We start from the raw sequence: 16,542 nt of genomic DNA on the forward strand, positions 1-16,542 counted from the left end.
GCGGCGCTTGAAGATCAACGGTTGAAAGGCAGCTCGGCGTCGCTTTTCAGCGTCGTCGCCGGGAAGCCACCGAGCACCAGCTCACTCTCGCGAACCAGGTAGCTGTGTGCGCGCAGCTCGCGCAGGGCCGAACGGCGGCGGCTCTCGATCATCGCGGCATAGAGACGCTGCCAGAAGCCCTGGCCAGCGGTCTTGGTTTCCGTCGTCTCGGCGCGGGTCGCGGCCGGAAGGACGTCGGTGGAATTCAGCACATAGGTCATAAGGGTCTCTCCTCGAGATCACGAAGGACAGTCCCGGTCGCTTCCTCGTTCTCTTATGCGACTAAAGTGGGCCGTCTTCGCACTTGCGAGAAGATATGTTCGCATATGCACAACATGCAAAAAACGCATGACAGAAACAGAATTACATTAACGAGTGCGAATTTCGCATAGCGATGAGGCAGATCGCTCAAATGCGAGCCAGCGTCCGCCTGCTGCGAAAGCAGGGGCGAAACGGCAGTTTTGCACTGGCCTTTCAGGCGCGCGGAAGCGAGTGTGGCCGCAAATCCCGCTTTGCCGAGCCCGACATGACCGATTCCCGCGCCACCTGCCGCTTCCAGTCCTTCTCCGAACCGAGCGACCCGTCCCAGGTCGCGCCACGCGTCGCGGCCTTGCGCGCTGCTTTGGCGAAGCAGGGCCTCGACGGTTTCATCGTCCCGCGCGCCGACGAGCACCAGGGCGAGTACGTCCCCGCCCATATGGCGCGCCTTGCCTGGCTGACCGGCTTCACCGGCTCGGCCGGCCATGCCGTCGTCCTCGCCGACAAGGCGGCGCTGATCGTCGATGGCCGCTACACCATCCAGTCCGCCGCACAGACCGACACCAGCGTCGTGACGCCGACCAAGATGGAAGAGACGCCGCTAGACAAATGGGTCGAGGCCAATCTGCCGGCGGGCGGCAAGCTCGGCTACGATCCCTGGCTCCACACCGTCGACGGCGTCGCCAGGCTGGAAAAGGCCGTAGCCTCGGCCGGCGGCATGCTGGTGCCGGTGACGCCGAATCCGATCGACGCGCTCTGGAGCGACCGCCCGGCCCCGCCGACCGCGCCGGTCAAGGCGCATCCGGCCGCCTATGCCGGCGAGAGCGCCGCCAGCAAGCTCGCCCGCATCCAGCAGGAACTTGCCAAGGCCAAGGTCGATGCGCTCGTGCTCTCCGATCCGCACGCGCTGGCCTGGACCTTCAACATCCGCGGCGGCGATGTCGAGCACACGCCGCTGCCGCTCGGCTATGCCATCGTGCCGCTCGAGGGCCGCCCGACCGTCTTCCTCGCTCCCGAGAAAATCACCAACGAGGCCGGCGACGCCATCGGCGCGCTCGGCGAGATCGCCCCGCCACAGGCACTGGAGCAGCAGCTCAAGGCGCTCGGTACCAACAAGGCCAAGGTCCGGCTCGATTCCGCGACGGCCGCCTCGGCGTTGGCGACGCTGATCCGCGATGCCGGTGGCATGCCCGAAGCCGGCACCGACCCGATCGCGCTGATGAAGGCGAGGAAGAACGAGGCCGAGCTCGACGGCAGCCGCCGGGCACATCTGCGCGACGGCGCGGCCATCGTCCGCTTCCTGTCCTGGCTGGCGCGCGAAGCGCCGAAGGGCGGCCTGACCGAGATCGACGCCGTAGCGGCGCTGGAAGCCGAGCGGCTGAAGACCGGCGAATTGCGCGACGTCTCCTTCACCACCATCGCCGGCGCCGGCCCGAACGCGGCGCTGCCGCATTACCGCGTCACCGAATCCAGCAATCGCAGGATCGAGCCCGGCATCTTCCTGGTCGATTCCGGCGGGCAATACGAGGACGGCACCACCGACATCACCCGCACCATGGCGGTGGGTGAACCGACGGCCGAGATGCGCGACCGCTATACCCGCGTGCTCAAGGGCCATCTCGCGATCTCGCGCGCCGTCTTCCCGAAAGGCACTTCGGGCGCCCAGCTCGACGCCTTCGCCCGCGCTCCGCTCTGGCAGGCCGGGCTCGATTTCGACCACGGCACCGGCCATGGCGTCGGCAGCTATCTCTCGGTGCATGAGGGGCCGCAACGCCTCTCCAAGCTCGGCACCACGCCGCTCGAGCCCGGCATGATCCTCTCGAACGAGCCCGGCTACTACAAGGAAGGCGCCTACGGCATCCGCATCGAGAACCTGATCGTGGTCGAGGAGCGAGTGATCCCGGGAGGTGACCGCACCATGTACGGCTTCGAGACGGTGACCTGGTGCCCTTATGAGCGGGCGCTGATCGACCTCTCGCTGCTCGACGAAGGCGAGATCGCCTGGATCAACGCCTATCATGCTGAGGTCTGGAGCAAGCTCGCGCCGCTGGTCGAGGGCGAGGCGAAGGCCTGGCTGGAGCAGGCTTGCTTGCCGTTGTGAGAGCAGCCTCCTTCTCCCCTCGGGGGAGAAGGTGCCGGCAGGCGGATGAGGGCAGCACGACTGGGTGAGCCACCCTTCCCTCATCCGTCAGCGCTTCGCGCTGCCACCTTCTCCCCCGGAGGGGAGAAGGAAAGGAGCTCTCACCCCCACAGATTGGTCGACAGATACTTCAGCCCGGAATCGCAGACGATGACGGCAATCGTCTTCCCGGCCTCGCCCCCACGCAGCAGCTGAACCGCTGCCGCGACATTCGCCCCGGCCGAGAAGCCGCCGAAAATTCCCTCGAACCGCGCCAGCAGCCGCGTCGTCTCGCGCGCCTCCTCGCCGGTCACCTGCAGATAGCCGTCGACCGGCACATCCTGGAGGAAGGCAAGATCGGCCATCGAGTAACCACCACCCTGGATCGGATGATCAGGCCTGGCGACCGTCTCGCCCGCCGCGGCGGCAGCTCCCGCCGGCTCGACGACGTAGCAGCGCAATGTCGGGCTGCGCTCCTTCAGCACTCTGGTCACCCCGGCATAGCTGCCGCCCGAGCCGATGAAGTCGACGAAGGCGTCGATCGCGCCACCGCTCTGCTCCCAGAGCTCCGGCCCGGTCGTCCGGTAATGCGCCAGCCAATTGCCGTCGCGGTGGAACTGGTCGGCGCGGAAGGCGCCGCGCTCCTTTGTGATCCGCTTCGCTTCGCGGTCCACGAGTTCGAGATCGCCGCCCGAGACCTGCCCCGGCACCGAGCCCGGCAGTTGCTCGACCAGCACGACCTCGGCCCCGAGCGCCCGCATCATCCGGGCGCGCTCCTCGGAATTGCCTTTCGACATCACGGCGATGAAGGGGTAGCCCCTGATCCCGCAGACGATGGCGAGCCCAGTGCCCATATTGCCGGAGGTGAGCTCGACCACGGTCTGGCCGGGCTTCAGCGCACCGGACGCTTCCGCCTCCTCGATGATACCGAGCGCGGCCCGGTCCTTCTTCGAGAAACCGGGATTGAGATAGTCGAGCTTGGCGAAGACGGTCCCGCTGACGCCGAGATGCCGCGTCAGCCGATCGAGCCGCACCAGCGGCGTATCGCCGATCGCCTCGACCACGGAATCCATCACGGGGCGCATGCGTCTCCTCCCGGTCGGTTTCAGGCCACCATGCGCAAGGCAACCACGGTCGCGACCCCTACGGCAACCACGCCGAGCAGCGGCAGCCGCGTCGCCGCAAGACCGCAGACCAGTGCCGCCACCGTCTCCGGCCAGCCCGTCGCGAGTGCGCTGGGCGCGATCACGGCGATCAGCACGGCCGGCGGGATCGCATCGAAGGCGGCCTGCGCCCGCGGCGAGAGGTTGAGCCGGCCGACGAGGGCGAGGCCGGCAATGCGGGTGAGATAGGTCACCAGCGCCATGCCGAGGAAGGCGGCGAGATTGATCGGGTCGAGGCTCATTCGGCCGGGCTTTCGACGGGTTTCTCGGCGAGGTCGCCGGCAGCGGTCCAGGCTGCGGCGAGGCCGCAGAGCGCGCCCGCCAGCACATGCCAGGGCGGTCCGGCGAGCTTGTAGGCCAGCGCCGAAGCGATGCCGGCGGCAGCCACCGTCCAGGCCGTGACCCGGCCCTTCCAGAAGGCAGCGGTCAGGGCGATGAACAGCGCGGTGAAGGCGAAGTCGGCGCCATAGCGCTTGGGGTCGCCCAGCGCGGCGCCGATGATCGCGCCGGTGGTCGAGGTCGTCAGCCAGCCAAGCACGAAGGGCACGATCATGGCGAACCAGTAGGCCGGCGTGACCGGATGGCTGCGCGCGCGCTTCTCGGCCAGCGCCCAGTTCTCGTCGGCCATGTAGTAGAGCCCGCCGAAGAGCTGCGGCGTCGAGAAGCCCTTGAGCTTCGGCGCGATCGAGGCGCTCATCAGGATGTGGCGGGCATTGATCAGCGCCGTGGAGAACACCAGCGCGAAGATCGGCGCCGGGTGCGTCCAGAGCTCGACCGCGGCGAATTGCGCTCCGCCGGCAAAGACCAGCACGCTCATCAGGAAGACCTCGAACGGCGAGAGGCCCTTGCCGGCGGCGAGCGCACCGAAGAGCAGGCCGATCGGCACGGCCGCCAGCGCTGCCGGCCAGATGTCATTGAGCCCGGCCCGGGCTTCGTCTTTCCAGCTCATCGTCTTGTCCATCAGCCGTGATGGGCGGCGCGGAAGACGCCCGGCGTCACGCCAAGCCTCGCCTTGAAGGCGCGGGTCAGATGCGCCTGGTCGCAGAACCCGGTGGCGGCCGCGACCGCACCGGGGGATTCGCCACGCCGCAGCCGCTCGCGGGCGCGGCGGACGCGGACATCGACGAGATAGGCATGCGGCGTCAGCCCGGTCTCACGCCGGAAGGCCCGGATAAGGTGGTGCCGCGGCAGGCCGGAGCGCTGCGTCAGGTCCGCCAGCGACAGGTCTTCGTCATAGCGCTGCTCGAGCAGCTCCTTCGCCTGCGCGATAGGCCCGCGCTCGCGCCCGATGTCGCGAATAGAGAGATCGGCATGGCGCGACAGGCACCAGGCATAGGCGCGCAGCAGGCCTTCCTCACCGGCGAGGCCGTCGCCACCCTCCTCCAGCGCGCGATGCGCCTCCGAGAACAGCGCCGAGCCCTCCGGGTCCTGCACGGTCGGCTCGGGGAAGAACGGCGTGCCGATCGTCTCGTCGCCGGTCAGCGAGATCGCGACCTCGCGCATCAGCTCGATCGTCGGATAGGTCATCCGGTAGCGATAGCCGCCCTCGCTCGGCGCACCGTCATGGACGTCGAGCGGATGGTTGAAGACGAGATCGCCGGTGCGGGCGAAGAGCGTGCGGCCGCGCGCATGCCAGAGCTCGCAGCCCGAGAGGATCGTGCCGACCGCATAGGTCTCATGGGCATGCGGCGAATAGGTATGGGTCGAGAACCGCGCCGACAGGCATTCCAGCCCGGAGAAGCGCGCCGCCGTGAACAGGCGGGCGTGCTCGCCCTCCCGGAGCGGCATCTCCTGCAATGCGTCGCCTTGGCTGATCAGATCCATGGCGCAAGATAGAGCGGAACCGCGTCCGCATGTCTTGAAGAAAAGTGATGGCGACGATCACGCGATCGTCGCCATTTGTCAGGAGTCAGGGACGCGGCGGCTCCTTGCCAGCGACCAGCACCAAGAGCGCGCCTGCGAGCGTCGCCAACGCCATGTAGCCGATCGGGCCAAGCCCGCCGACATGGTTGACCAGGAGGCCGCCCAGCACGGCGCCGCTGGCGATCGCGACCAGGAAGGCCGCCGTCACCAAGCCGCTTGCCGATTCGGCGTGATCGGCCGCAACCCGCACCATCCAGGTCTGGAAACCGACGGGCGCGAAGCCGAAAGCGAAGCCCCAGAGCGCGACCGTGATCCCCGCGACGATCGGCGAGGCGCCGAACTGGAGCATGACCAGCGCCAGCACGCCGATCGCCAGCGCGAAGGAAACGATCGCAAGCTTGACCCCGCGCCCCGCCACCGCGCCGCCGGCGAAATTGCCGACGACATTACCAAGGCCGTAGCCGAGCAGCACGATGGTGATCGCCGCGACGCCGAGCTGCGGCGCATGCTCGAGGAATGGCCGGATATAGGTGAAGCCGGTGAACTGCCCGGAGATGATGACGAGCACCGAGATCAGCATCAGCCGGATGCTCGGCCGCGAGAGCAGCACTCCCAGAGTGCCGAGCCGCGGCGCCGCCTGAGGCGGCAGAGACGGCATCGTCGCCAGCAGCGCCAGCAGGGCGACGCCGGCAAGCGCAGCCGACAGCCCGAAGACTGCCCGCCAGCCGATCAGGGAATCGAGATAGGCTCCGAGCGGTCCGCCGCCGATGAAAGCCGCCGAGACGCCGGCGGAGATCAACGCCAGCGCCCTTGGCACGGACTGCGCCGGCACGAGCCGCAGCGTCAGCGCCGGCGCCATCGACCAGAAGCCGCCGAGCGCAAGACCGAGCAGGAAGCGCGCCGCCAGCAGCATGAGAAAGCCGTTCGCCAGCGCCGTGACGAGGCTCGACAAGGCAAGCAGCGAGAGCAGCGACCAGAGCACGAGGCGCCGGTCGAAGCGGCTGGTGACGATCGGCGTGAAGATAGCGGCGGCGACGCCGACCAGCGAGGTCACGGTGACGGTCTGCCCGGCGGCGCCGACGCTGATCGAGAGATCGGCGGCGATCGAGGTGAGGACGCTGGCGGGCAGGAATTCGGCGCTGACCAGGGCGAACACGCCCATGGAGAGAGCGAAGACCGCCGGCCAGACGGCCGTGCGCTCTTCGGGCACGATGCCGACGAGTTCGGCATCGGCTGTGGCTGACAAGGAATCCGACATCGGATGCTCCAAAAAAGACCGGAGAAGTTCGGACACCGGAGTTAGGCGTGACCGCCTGGAGCTTCCATGCTAGAAAATCCGATATGCTTGCCCAATCGTCCAGAAAATCGGGACCGGACCCGCTCACGGAGATGCTCCGCGGCCTCCGCCTCGAGGGTGTGGACTATGCCCGATACGAGATGACGACGCCGTGGTGTCTGCTGTTCCCGGCCCAGCCGGCGGCCCGCCTCCACTTCATGGCCGAGCGGGGTTGCTGGCTGCGCACGCCCGAGGGCGAGTGGTGCCGGCTCGAACAGGGCGATGCCGTGCTGATGCCGCGCGGCGTCGAGCATGCGCTGGCCAGCGAGCCCGGCCTCTCGGCGAAACCCAATGGCAACTGCGCCTTCCAGCATTGCTGCGGCGAGATCGCCGAGGCGCGCGGCGGGGCGGGAGAAGGCGATGCGACCTTGTTCTTCAGCGCCAGCCTCTGCTTCAACGTCGATGCCCAGCACCCGATGCTGCGGATGATGCCGGAACTGATGTGGGTGCATGAAATGGCAGTGCACGAGCCGGCAATCCCGGCACTGCTCGGCACCATGGCGTGTGAACTTGCGCTCGACCGGGTTGGCGCCGGCGGCATACTCACCCGCCTCGCCGATGTCGTCGCCGCCGCCCTGATCCGCTCTTGGGTCGAGCGTGGCTGCGGCAGCGCCACCGGCTGGGTCGCCGCCGCTCGCGATCCCGATATCGGCCGCGTCCTAGCCGCGATCCATCTCAACCCGAGCGAGGATTGGACGGTCGATGCGCTCGCCCGGGTGATGCACGCTTCGCGCTCCGCTTTCGCCGAGCGCTTCGCCAGCGTCGTCGGCGAGACCCCGGCCCGCTATGTCCTGCAGGTCCAGATGCACCAGGCCAGGCAGTGGCTGGAGCGCGACCGGATGCGGATTTCGGCCGTGGCGCGCCGCCTCGGTTACGATTCGGAGGCGTCCTTCAGCCGCGCCTTCAAGCGGGTGATCGGCAAGCCGCCGAGCCATTTCCGCAATACCGAGCCGCCGATCCGCGCGACACGGCCCGTCGACGCCTCCCCTGCCGGCAACGTCCCGGCGCGTATCACCGACCAATGACCGCCACGCCTTCGACGGAACGACCATGAGCATCCGCCAGCAACTGATCGAGCGCTTCTTCCGCTATGTCGCGGTCACCAGCCAGAGCGACATCAGAGCAACGACGCTGCCGAGCACGCCGGGCCAGCAACGCCTCGCCGAATTGCTTGCGGACGAACTGCGCGGGCTCGGCCTCGACGATGTCGCGATCGACGACCGCGCCACCGTCACGGCAGTGAAGCGCGGCACCGTCGCCGGCGCCCCCAAGATCGGCTTCATCGCCCATCTCGACACCTTCGACGCCGGCCTGTCGCCCGATATCCGCCCACAGCTTCTGCGCTTCGAGGGCAAGGACCTCTGCCTCAACCGCGACCAGGACATCTGGCTGCGCGTCGCCGAGCATCCGCAACTCAGCCACTGGCAGGGTGCCGAGATCATCACCAGCGATGGCACCAGCGTGCTCGGCGCTGACAACAAGGCGGCGATCACAGTGATCATGACCCTGCTCGCCAACCTCAGGCCGGAGGACAAACATGGCGACATCGCCGTCGCCTTCGTCCCCGACGAGGAGATCGGCCTGCGCGGCGCCAAGGTCCTCGACCTCGCCCGCTTCCCCTGCGACTTCGCCTATACGATCGATTGCTGCGAGCTTGGCGAAGTCGTGATCGAGAACTTCAACGCCGCCGCCGTGGAGATCACGCTCACAGGCGTCAGCACCCATCCGATGTCGGCCAAGGGCGTGCTGGTGAACCCGGTGCTGATGGCGCAGGATCTCATCAGCCGCTTCGACCGCTCTGAGACGCCGGAGAACACGGAGGGGCGCGAAGGCTATGTCTGGTTCAACGCCATCACCGCCAATGCCAGCGAGGCGAAGCTTGGGGCGCTGATCCGTGATTTCGACCGGCAAAGCTTCGAAGCGCGCAAGCGCCGCTTCAGCGAGGTCACCACCGAGATCGCCGCGCTCTATCCGACCGGCCGGGTCGAGTGTGTGGTCAGCGACACCTATGGCAACATCCATGACAGCCTGGGTGACGACCAGCGCCCGGTCGAACTGCTGTTCGGCGCCCTGGAAGCGCTGCAGATCCGCAGGATGCAGATCCCGATGCGCGGTGGCACCGATGGCGCGGCGCTCTCGGCCCGCGGCCTGCCAACGCCGAACTTCTTCACCGGCGCCTATAATTTCCACTCGCGCTACGAGTTCCTGCCCGTCCCGGCCTTCGAGAAGTCGTATGAGGTGGCACGGATGATCTGCACGCTAGCGGCGCAACCGCGGTCGGCGACAACCAACTTGCGGTAGCTCCGAAGTTCGTTGAAATGATCGGCAGGGTCTGGCGTCGGGGCGCAATCTTGCAGGTCAAATCACTGAAAGGCGGCCTGGAGTTCCGTTTCCCGGGACAGCCGACGATCCAACTCTATCTTGGCATGCCGCTCGTCGCGACGTTGCTCACCTATCCGCTCTGGCGCGGCTTCCGTGCGGACGGATTGATCGCTGCGGTTCTGGTCGGCATCGGCGCGATGCTGTCGGTGCTGGCCCATGAGCTCGGCCATGCCGCCGTGGCAAAGCGGGTCGGATTGAAGCCCTCGCTCATCCGGCTGTACGCCCTCGGCGGCGACGTGACGTGGCAAGCCAAGCACTGGACCCGTGCCGAGGAGCAGCGGATTCTGTGGGCCGGGCCGCTGGTCAATCTCCTGCTCGGGCTAGTCTGCCTCGGGGCCTACTGGCTGCTCCTGCAGGCGCCTGCATTGCTAGGAATTGCCGATCCCGAGCATGGGCGCACCGTGTTCCTGTCGCCACCGCCAAAGTTTGACCCGGTGCCGCTTCGCGTCCTGCACTGGCTGGGCTGGATCAATCTCGTCCTCGGTTTCCTCAACCTCCTGCCGGCCTATCCCCTGGATGGCGGCAGGCTGGCGCACAACTGGATCGAGCGGCGCTATGGCAGGGCTCGCGCGCTGTTCTGGCTCGGCCTCAGTGGCACTGGGCTGGCGATCCTGGCCAAGCTCGCCTTCGTCATGAGCCTTCTGGCGGGTATGCTGATCTGGGCCCCACCAGACTTCGCGCCGAACTGGGCCGCCTTCAAGAAGGGACGCCGCCTGCTCGCGGCCAAGCCGCAGGAGCCCTGAGCCAGCGCCGATCCGCCTCTACCCACCCACCAGCTCGAACCACCCTGCCTCGTCGATAACCTTGACACCGTGCTTGGCGGCGTCCTTGAGCTTCGAGCCGGCTCCTGGCCCCGCCACCAGCAGATCCGTCTTCGACGAGACCGAGCCGGCGACCTTCGCGCCGAGCCGTTCGGCCATCGCCTTGGCCTCGTCGCGGGTCATGCGCTCCAGCGCGCCGGTAAAGACGACGATCTGGCCGGCGACCGGGCTGGACGAGGCCACCGCCTCCAGCGGCTGCGGCGTCACCTCGCCCAGCAGCCGGGTGAGCATCTGCTGATTGTGCTCCTCGGCGAAGAACTGCAGCAGCGCCTCGACCACGGTCGGACCAACGCCGTCGATCGCATCGAGCGCCGCGCGCTCCTCGCTCTCGGGGTTCTCGGCGGCGAGGCAGGCGGCCTGCAGCGCCTCGAACGAGCCGTAATGGCGCGCCAGCAGACGGGCATTGGTCTCGCCGATATGGCGGATGCCGAGCCCGAAGATGAAGCGGTTCAGCGGGGGCCTGCGCCGGTCGTCGATGGCCTCGAACAGCTTCTTGGTGCTGGTCGCGCCGAAGCCTTCCTTGTCCTTCAGCTTCTTAAGGTTCGCCGCATCGCGCTCAGCCAGCGTGAAGATGTCGGCCGGCTGCTTCACTGGCAGGTCGGGATCGTCGTGGAAGAATTCGATCTGCTTGTCACCGAGCCCGTCAATGTCGAGCGCATCGCGCGAGACGAAATGCTTGAGACGCTCGACCGCCTGTGCCTCGCAGATCAGCCCGCCGGTGCAGCGGCGTACCGCATCCTCCTTGCCCGAGCGCGGATTATGCTCGCGCACCGCATCCGAGCCGCAGACCGGGCAACTCGTCGGGAAGACGTAGGGCTGTGCATCGGCCGGGCGCTTGGCGAGATCAACCGCCTCGACGCGCGGAATCACGTCGCCGGCGCGCTTCACCGTCACGGTGTCGCCGATGCGGATGTCGCTGCCGTCGCGGATCGGCAGCCCCTTCGAATCGAAGCCGCGGATATAGTCCTCGTTGTGCAGCGTCGCATTGGTGACGACGACGCCGCCGACCGTCACTGGCTTCAGCCGCGCAACCGGCGAGAGCGCCCCGGTGCGGCCGACCTGGATGTCGATCGCTTCCAGCACGGTGGTGGCGAGCTCGGCCGGGAATTTATGCGCGATCGCCCAGCGCGGCGCCCGCGCGACGAAGCCGAGCCTGGCCTGCAGCGCGAGATCGTCGACCTTGTAGACTACGCCGTCGATGTCGTAGCCGAGCGTGGCGCGCTGCGCCTCGATCGACCGGTAATGCGCCAGCAGCGCCTCGACGCTCTCGCAGCGCGCCATCAGCGGATTGGTCTTGAAACCCCAGCGCGCGAAGGCCTCGACCACGCCGAATTGCGTTGGCGCCGGCAGGACCGGCATCTCGCCCCAGGCGTAGGCGAAGAAGCGCAAGGGGCGGCTCGCCGTGATCGAGACGTCGAGCTGGCGCAGCGAGCCGGCGGCGGCGTTGCGCGGATTGGCGAACTCCCGTTCCTCCTTCTCGCGCTGGCGCTGGTTGATCGCGGCAAAATCGGCATGGCCGAGATAGATCTCGCCGCGCACCTCGGCGATCTCAGGCACGTCCTTGCCCTTCAACCGGTGCGGGATCTCGGAGATGGTGCGGGCATTGGCTGTGACGTCCTCGCCCTCCTCGCCATCGCCGCGCGTCGCGGCGCTGACCAGCTCGCCCTTCTCATAGCGCAGCGAGAGCGAGAGCCCGTCGATCTTCGGCTCGGCGGTGAAGGCGATCGGCTGGTCGTCCTTGCGGCCGAGGAAGGTCCGCACGCGGGTGACGAAATCGGCGATGTCCTCGTCGGCGAAGGCATTGTTGAGCGAAAGCATCGGCACGCGATGCCGGATCTTGGCGAACTTGCCTGAGGGCTTGGCGCCGACCTTGTCGGACAGCGCCTCGGTGCCTTTCAGCTCTGGGAAAGCGCTTTCAAGCGCCGTCAGCCGGCGGAACTTCGCGTCGAAGGTCGCGTCGTCCATGATCGGCGCGCTATCGCTGTGATAGGCCTCGTTCGCCGCGGCGATCTCGGGCGCGAGCAGCTGGTGCTCCGCGCGGGCGGCTTCGGGCGTCAAATCTTCGACGGGAGTGGGAACAGTGTCGGCCATGGCGCAGTTCTAGTTCAGGGGAGGTTTCCTGCGAAGCGCCTGTTTCACGATTTGGGTACGCCGATTTGTGGCAGGAGCGCGTCGGGTGTAGGCTTCCCCCGCTGAAATGGATGCTCGACGCCTCGCAGGTCTTGACCGGAGGATCGCGTCAGGACCGCCTAGGCGAACCGGGCCGCAACCGGGAAGAACGCCATGGCCGATACCCATATCCATCATCCCCCGATGGCGGCGAACGATGCTGCGCCTGCCGATGCCCTGCCGGTCAATGAGATCGGCATCGCCGACATCAAGGATGCGCTCAGGCAGGGCTATGCCGATTTCATCGCCCAGCCGAGCCACCTGCTCTTCATCGCGCTGATCTATCCGATCGCCGGCATCCTGCTCGCCCGGCTGACGGTGAGCTACAACATCTTCCCCTTGCTGTTCCCGCTGGCCTCGGGCTTCGCCCTGCTCGGCCCCTTCGCCGCGATCGGCCTCTACGAGATCAGCCGCCGCCGCGAGCTCGGCATGGACACCTCCTGGAAGCATGCGCTCGACGTCGTGCACTCGCCCGGCATCGGCCAGATCGCGACGCTTGGCGCGCTGCTGATGGGCGTCTTCCTCGCCTGGCTGTTCAGCGCCTGGGTGATCTATCGCTGGCTGATGGGCGATGTCCCGCTCGACTCCCTCGAGGGCTTCATGACGCCGCTGCTGACCACGGCGAACGGCTGGACCATGATCATCCTCGGCAATGCGCTCGGGCTGCTCTTCGCCATCCTGGTGTTCTCGATGACGGTCATCTCCTTCCCGCTGATGCTCGACCGGCATGTCAGCATGGGGACCGCGGTGAAGACCTCGATGGCGGCTGTCGAGAAGAGCCCCGGGGGCATGCTGTACTGGGCGCTGACGCTCACGGCGTTGCTGGTGCTCGGTTCGCTGCCGGTGCTGGTCGGCCTGATCGTGGTCATGCCGATCCTCGGCCACGCCAGCTGGCATCTCTACCGCAAGGTCGTGCCGCGGTAGGCGCCGCTTACCAAACAAGCGCGGGATCCCCTCTCCCGGATGGGAGAGGGGTAGGGGTGAGGGGCCGCCGCCTATTGTTGGGGCGAGGCGGAGCCGCCGCGCCTTCTGTGGATAAAGGCAGGCCCTCACCCCTGCCCTTCTCCCACACGGGAGAAGGGTTCCCCGCGCTCTTCAACCCCTCAATGCTGATCGACAGAGACCTCGCGCGTCAGCCCGCGCCGGACCAGCCCGACCGCGAACAGCACCGGCAGCGAGGCGATCAGCCCCATCGCCGAGAGCTTGCCCCACAAGGTCTCGTCCTCGTTGATCAGCGTCGCGATGAACGCCGGCAGGGTGAACTTCGACGGCGTCTGGATGAAGAGCAGCGCGAACAGGAATTCGTTCCAGCTCATGATCGCGACGAACACCGCGGTCGCGACCAGTCCCGGCATCAGCAGCGGCACGACGATCTCCAGCAGCCGCTTCACGAAACCGGCCCCGTCGAGCATCGCCGCTTCTTCAAACGAGTAAGGCACGTCGCGGACGAAGCCGAGCAGCATCCAGATCGCGAAGGGCAGCGCCAGGATCTGGTTGGCGAGGATCAGCCCGAGATGGGTGTCGAGCAGCCCGAGGGCCCGCAGCACCTGGTAGAGCGGGATCGCGAGCGCGATGGGCGGCGCGAGCTTGATCACCAGCACGAAGCCGAGGAAGACGATGTCGAAGCGCTTCGGCAACTGGAAGCGCGCCAGCGCATAGGCCGCCGGCAAACCGGCCAGCAGCGACAGCCCGACCGTGCCGAGCGCCACCACGACGCTGTTGAGCCCGAGCCGCCACATCCCGCCGTCTAGCAGCACGCGGTAATGCGCCAGCGTCGGATCCTGCGGCCAGAGCGCGATCGAGGTCGAGACATATTCGGCCGGCGGCTTGACCGAGGTCGCAACCATCCAGACCAGCGGGATCAGCGACAGTGCGCAGAGGCCGAAAGCGGCGATGATCCGGATCATCGGCCCGCCCCCTTGAGCAGCGAGGCTGCATAGACGACCGCGAGCAGGCCGGCGACGGCGATCATCACCACCGCGGCGGCCGAGGCCAGGCCGATGTCGAAGAAGCGGAAACCCTGGCGGTAGACGAACATCGAGACCGTCTCGGTCGCCTGCCCTGGCCCGCCGCCGGTCATGGCATAGACCTTGTCGAACAATTTGAAGCTGTCGACCGAGCGCAGCAGCGCCGCGACGAAGAGATACGGCGCGAGCAGCGGCAGCGTCATGTCGCGGAAACGCCGCCACGGCCCGGCGCCGTCGACGCGGGCGGCTTCGTAGACATCCTGCGGGATCAGCCTCAAGCCCGCGAAGATGATCAGGAAGGCGAAGGGCGCGGTCTGCCAGACGTCGACCAGCACGATCGACCAGAGCGCGAGATTGGGATCGAACAGCCAGGGCACGCCGGGCAGGCCGACCGTGCGCAGGAGGTTGTTGAGGAAGCCGAGATCGAAATGGAACCAGGCGCGCCAGATCGCAGTCACCACCATGGTCGAGAGCACGAAGGGCGCGAGCAGCAGCGTCATCACCAAGGTGCGGCCGGGAAAGGCGCGGTCGAGCAGCAACGCCAGCCCCAGGCCGGCTGCGACCTCGAGCACTGTCGACACCACCGTGAACAGCACGGTGTTAGTCACCGCCTGCCGGAAGAAGCGGCTGTCCCAGAGCTCGCGGAAATTCTCGAGCCCAACGAACTTGGCGTTCTCGAAGCCGTAATCGGTCGCGAACAGGGAGAGCGCCAGCGTCCGCCCGAGCGGATAGAGCGTCAGCCCGGCGAAGATCAGGAGCGCCGGCGTCAGCAGGAGCCAGGGCAGTAGGCGGCGTGAAGCGGTCATTACGTCCAGACGGAATGCGGGCCGCCTCGCAGCGAGGCGGCCCGCGTTAGGGTCAGCGCGACAGCGCGCGAGCGATCTGGGCGTTGGCTTCGGTCAGCGCCTGCTTGGGCTGCATCTGGCCGATCAGCGCGAGCTGGAGATAGTCGCCGAGGATGGTCTCGACGCGGGCCCACTGGCTGATGCGGGGACGCGCCCGGGCAACGTTGAGCGCCTCGAGCTGCGCCGGGTACCAGCGGTACTTGGCGACGAGATCCTTGTCGTTGAACAGCGCCGCGAGGGTCGGCGGGTTGCCGGTCTCGAGCGCGATCAGCTTCTGGTTCTCAGGCGAGGTGACGAAGCGGATGAAGTCGGCGGCGCGCGCCTTGTTCGGCGAGTCCGCCGGAATGGCGAGCAGCCAGGCGCCGAGCATCGGCGCCGGGCCCTTGACCTCGCCGGGCGTGGCCACGACCTCGACCTGGTTCGCCACCTTCGAGGCGTTGCCGTCGAGCGTGCCGGCCCAGGACGACCACATCTCGACCGCGATCGCAGCGCGGCCCTGCTGGATCGCGTCGCGCAGTTCGGTGGCGTTGTAGGTCTCGACGCCCTTCGGCGCGAGCGGCTTGAACGAGAGGAATTGGGTCAGCGCCTTCTCGGCTTCGGGCGTGTCGAGCACGGCCTTGCCGTCGGCGCTCACCACGTCGCCGCCATGCGCCCACAGCACCGGCAGGAAGGAGGTGACGATCGGGTTGCCCTTGATGCCGCGGAAGACGAGGCCGGAGACGCCCTCTTCCTTCGACTGGATCGCCTGCGCCGCCTTGACGACGTCACTCCAGGTCTTGGGCCGCTCGAAGCCGTGCTTGGCGAGCAGGTCCTTGCGATAGGCGAACATCGCGATGTTGCCGACGAAGGGCGCGGCATAGAGCTTGCCGTTGTGCTTGGAGACATCGATCGCCGACTTGACGAATTCGCCCGGCAGGCCGCCGACGGTGTCGAGATCGGTGAGCCAGCCGCGGGCCATGAATTCGGGCGCCCAGATATCGTCGAGCATGGCGACGTCGGTCGCCGCCGTCTTCTCGCGCGCACCGACCGCGAGGCGCTCATAGAGCGGGCCGCCGCCGAGCTCGAGCCGCTCGATCTTCACGCTCGGATTCTTGGCCTGGTAGAGCTCGACCATCTTGGCCAGCGCCGGCGCGAAGCCGGCATCGCGCCCGGCGATCACCAGCCGGTCCTGCGCGGCGGCGGGCAGAGCGAGCCCGGCCAACATCAACATGGCGCCGAGCGCCTTACCCATTGTCCTCATCGCGATCCCCCGTCCGGGTCTCTGCCCGGCCGGGCATTGTGGGAGCGGATGGCTGGGGAGTGCAACAGATATACGACGATTTTGGAACAATCCCGCGCGGCAGCGCGTTCGACTGATGCTGCGGCGCGACGTGGCGCCGCGTCAGCCGTGCAAGCGCGGCACCGAACAACCAGCGGGGGGTTCCGCCATGAACAACATCATCTACCTGGTCGGCCTGGTCGTCGTCGTCCTCGCGATTCTGTCCTTCCTCGGGCTGCGTTGATTGCGGCAGCCAGAGGCCAAGCGCACAACGCTGCTCCAGCCGTCATGCTCGCCCCTGCGGCGAGCATCGACGTCTTGA

General features: G+C 67.5%; 16 protein-coding genes. 6 read left to right on the forward strand and 10 right to left on the reverse strand.

Translation table 11 applies throughout. The features are described from left to right. Positions 1–14 precede the first annotated feature (14 nt). The gene (locus tag VGV58_RS16105) at positions 15–260 is read right to left on the reverse strand and encodes a hypothetical protein (protein WP_326875043.1); all 246 of its coding nucleotides are present in this window, start codon (positions 258–260) and stop codon (positions 15–17) included. 305 nt (positions 261–565) lie between these two features. Here VGV58_RS16105 and VGV58_RS16110 point away from each other — a divergent pair, with 305 nt between their 5' ends. Next, positions 566–2,398, forward strand: a complete 1,833-nt coding sequence (locus tag VGV58_RS16110; RefSeq protein WP_326875044.1) for an aminopeptidase P family protein — start codon at positions 566–568, stop codon at positions 2,396–2,398. Positions 2,399–2,538: 140 nt separating this feature from the next. On the opposite strand, the gene VGV58_RS16115 is transcribed toward VGV58_RS16110, so the two are convergent. The 5 genes from VGV58_RS16115 to VGV58_RS16135 all read right to left on the reverse strand — a co-directional run bounded on the left by VGV58_RS16115 (position 2,539) and on the right by VGV58_RS16135 (position 6,700). Continuing rightward, positions 2,539–3,501, reverse strand: a complete 963-nt coding sequence (locus tag VGV58_RS16115) for a PLP-dependent cysteine synthase family protein (protein ID WP_326875045.1) — start codon at positions 3,499–3,501, stop codon at positions 2,539–2,541. A gap of 20 nt (positions 3,502–3,521) precedes the next feature. After that, positions 3,522–3,821, reverse strand: coding sequence for an AzlD family protein (locus VGV58_RS16120; RefSeq protein ID WP_284170957.1), 300 nt, complete (start codon positions 3,819–3,821; stop codon positions 3,522–3,524). After that, positions 3,818–4,528: an AzlC family ABC transporter permease gene (locus VGV58_RS16125; protein ID WP_326875046.1), complete on the reverse strand. Its 711-nt coding sequence runs from the start codon at positions 4,526–4,528 to the stop codon at positions 3,818–3,820. Before VGV58_RS16125 ends, VGV58_RS16120 begins: the two co-directional genes overlap by 4 nt. An 11-nt stretch (positions 4,529–4,539) precedes the next feature. Further along, the gene (locus tag VGV58_RS16130) at positions 4,540–5,403 is read right to left on the reverse strand and encodes an AraC family transcriptional regulator (RefSeq protein WP_326875047.1); all 864 of its coding nucleotides are present in this window, start codon (positions 5,401–5,403) and stop codon (positions 4,540–4,542) included. 85 nt (positions 5,404–5,488) lie between these two features. Beyond that, positions 5,489–6,700 carry an MFS transporter gene (locus VGV58_RS16135; protein WP_326875048.1) on the reverse strand — a complete coding sequence of 404 codons (1,212 nt, stop codon included), beginning with the start codon at positions 6,698–6,700 and terminating at the stop codon, positions 5,489–5,491. Between the two features lie 83 nt (positions 6,701–6,783). Between VGV58_RS16135 and VGV58_RS16140 the strand changes: the two genes are divergently transcribed. From VGV58_RS16140 to VGV58_RS16150, 3 genes are read left to right on the forward strand one after another with little or no spacing between them, the layout of a single operon-like run. After that, complete coding sequence (locus VGV58_RS16140) at positions 6,784–7,803, forward strand: AraC family transcriptional regulator (RefSeq protein WP_326875049.1); 1,020 nt, start codon at positions 6,784–6,786, stop codon at positions 7,801–7,803. Positions 7,804–7,828: 25 nt separating this feature from the next. Continuing rightward, the gene (pepT, locus tag VGV58_RS16145) at positions 7,829–9,079 is read left to right on the forward strand and encodes a peptidase T (protein WP_326875050.1); all 1,251 of its coding nucleotides are present in this window, start codon (positions 7,829–7,831) and stop codon (positions 9,077–9,079) included. Positions 9,080–9,129: 50 nt separating this feature from the next. Next, a complete protein-coding gene (locus tag VGV58_RS16150; RefSeq protein WP_326875051.1) occupies positions 9,130–9,903 on the forward strand; it encodes a M50 family metallopeptidase in 774 nt (257 codons plus the stop codon). A gap of 18 nt (positions 9,904–9,921) precedes the next feature. Here VGV58_RS16150 and ligA read toward each other — a convergent pair whose 3' ends face one another. Then, complete coding sequence (gene ligA, locus VGV58_RS16155; RefSeq protein ID WP_326875052.1) at positions 9,922–12,072, reverse strand: NAD-dependent DNA ligase LigA; 2,151 nt, start codon at positions 12,070–12,072, stop codon at positions 9,922–9,924. 222 nt (positions 12,073–12,294) lie between these two features. Between ligA and VGV58_RS16160 the strand changes: the two genes are divergently transcribed. Further along, positions 12,295–13,074: a DUF2189 domain-containing protein gene (locus tag VGV58_RS16160; RefSeq protein WP_414644041.1), complete on the forward strand. Its 780-nt coding sequence runs from the start codon at positions 12,295–12,297 to the stop codon at positions 13,072–13,074. Positions 13,075–13,253: 179 nt separating this feature from the next. On the opposite strand, the gene VGV58_RS16165 is transcribed toward VGV58_RS16160, so the two are convergent. From VGV58_RS16165 to VGV58_RS16175, 3 genes are read right to left on the reverse strand one after another with little or no spacing between them, the layout of a single operon-like run. Continuing rightward, positions 13,254–14,057, reverse strand: a complete 804-nt coding sequence (locus VGV58_RS16165) for a carbohydrate ABC transporter permease (protein WP_326875054.1) — start codon at positions 14,055–14,057, stop codon at positions 13,254–13,256. Then, positions 14,054–14,923: a carbohydrate ABC transporter permease gene (locus VGV58_RS16170; protein ID WP_326875055.1), complete on the reverse strand. Its 870-nt coding sequence runs from the start codon at positions 14,921–14,923 to the stop codon at positions 14,054–14,056. The genes VGV58_RS16165 and VGV58_RS16170 overlap by 4 nt, the downstream gene beginning before the upstream one ends. A gap of 52 nt (positions 14,924–14,975) precedes the next feature. Continuing rightward, the gene (locus VGV58_RS16175; protein WP_326875056.1) at positions 14,976–16,202 is read right to left on the reverse strand and encodes an ABC transporter substrate-binding protein; all 1,227 of its coding nucleotides are present in this window, start codon (positions 16,200–16,202) and stop codon (positions 14,976–14,978) included. Between the two features lie 115 nt (positions 16,203–16,317). Here VGV58_RS16175 and VGV58_RS16180 point away from each other — a divergent pair, with 115 nt between their 5' ends. Continuing rightward, complete coding sequence (locus VGV58_RS16180) at positions 16,318–16,464, forward strand: hypothetical protein (protein ID WP_326875057.1); 147 nt, start codon at positions 16,318–16,320, stop codon at positions 16,462–16,464. Positions 16,465–16,542: the final 78 nt, after the last annotated feature.

It is taken from the genome of Allobosea sp., assembly GCF_035944895.1.
Classification (GTDB): Bacteria; Pseudomonadota; Alphaproteobacteria; order Rhizobiales; family Beijerinckiaceae; genus Allobosea.

Excerpts from the sequence above, each read along its gene's own strand:
- VGV58_RS16105 (WP_326875043.1), bottom strand. The coding sequence starts at position 260 with ATGACCTATGTGCTGAATTCCACCGACGTCCTTCCGGCCGCGACCCGC.
- VGV58_RS16110 (WP_326875044.1), top strand. The coding sequence starts at position 566 with ATGACCGATTCCCGCGCCACCTGCCGCTTCCAGTCCTTCTCCGAACCG.
- VGV58_RS16115 (WP_326875045.1), bottom strand. The coding sequence starts at position 3,501 with ATGCGCCCCGTGATGGATTCCGTGGTCGAGGCGATCGGCGATACGCCG.
- VGV58_RS16120 (WP_284170957.1), bottom strand. The coding sequence starts at position 3,821 with ATGAGCCTCGACCCGATCAATCTCGCCGCCTTCCTCGGCATGGCGCTG.
- VGV58_RS16125 (WP_326875046.1), bottom strand. The coding sequence starts at position 4,528 with ATGAGCTGGAAAGACGAAGCCCGGGCCGGGCTCAATGACATCTGGCCG.
- VGV58_RS16130 (WP_326875047.1), bottom strand. The coding sequence starts at position 5,403 with ATGGATCTGATCAGCCAAGGCGACGCATTGCAGGAGATGCCGCTCCGG.
- VGV58_RS16135 (WP_326875048.1), bottom strand. The coding sequence starts at position 6,700 with ATGTCGGATTCCTTGTCAGCCACAGCCGATGCCGAACTCGTCGGCATC.
- VGV58_RS16140 (WP_326875049.1), top strand. The coding sequence starts at position 6,784 with ATGCTTGCCCAATCGTCCAGAAAATCGGGACCGGACCCGCTCACGGAG.
- pepT (WP_326875050.1), top strand. The coding sequence starts at position 7,829 with ATGAGCATCCGCCAGCAACTGATCGAGCGCTTCTTCCGCTATGTCGCG.
- ligA (WP_326875052.1), bottom strand. The coding sequence starts at position 12,072 with ATGGCCGACACTGTTCCCACTCCCGTCGAAGATTTGACGCCCGAAGCC.
- VGV58_RS16160 (WP_414644041.1), top strand. The coding sequence starts at position 12,295 with ATGGCGGCGAACGATGCTGCGCCTGCCGATGCCCTGCCGGTCAATGAG.
- VGV58_RS16165 (WP_326875054.1), bottom strand. The coding sequence starts at position 14,057 with ATGATCCGGATCATCGCCGCTTTCGGCCTCTGCGCACTGTCGCTGATC.
- VGV58_RS16170 (WP_326875055.1), bottom strand. The coding sequence starts at position 14,923 with ATGACCGCTTCACGCCGCCTACTGCCCTGGCTCCTGCTGACGCCGGCG.
- VGV58_RS16175 (WP_326875056.1), bottom strand. The coding sequence starts at position 16,202 with ATGAGGACAATGGGTAAGGCGCTCGGCGCCATGTTGATGTTGGCCGGG.
- VGV58_RS16180 (WP_326875057.1), top strand. The coding sequence starts at position 16,318 with ATGCTGCGGCGCGACGTGGCGCCGCGTCAGCCGTGCAAGCGCGGCACC.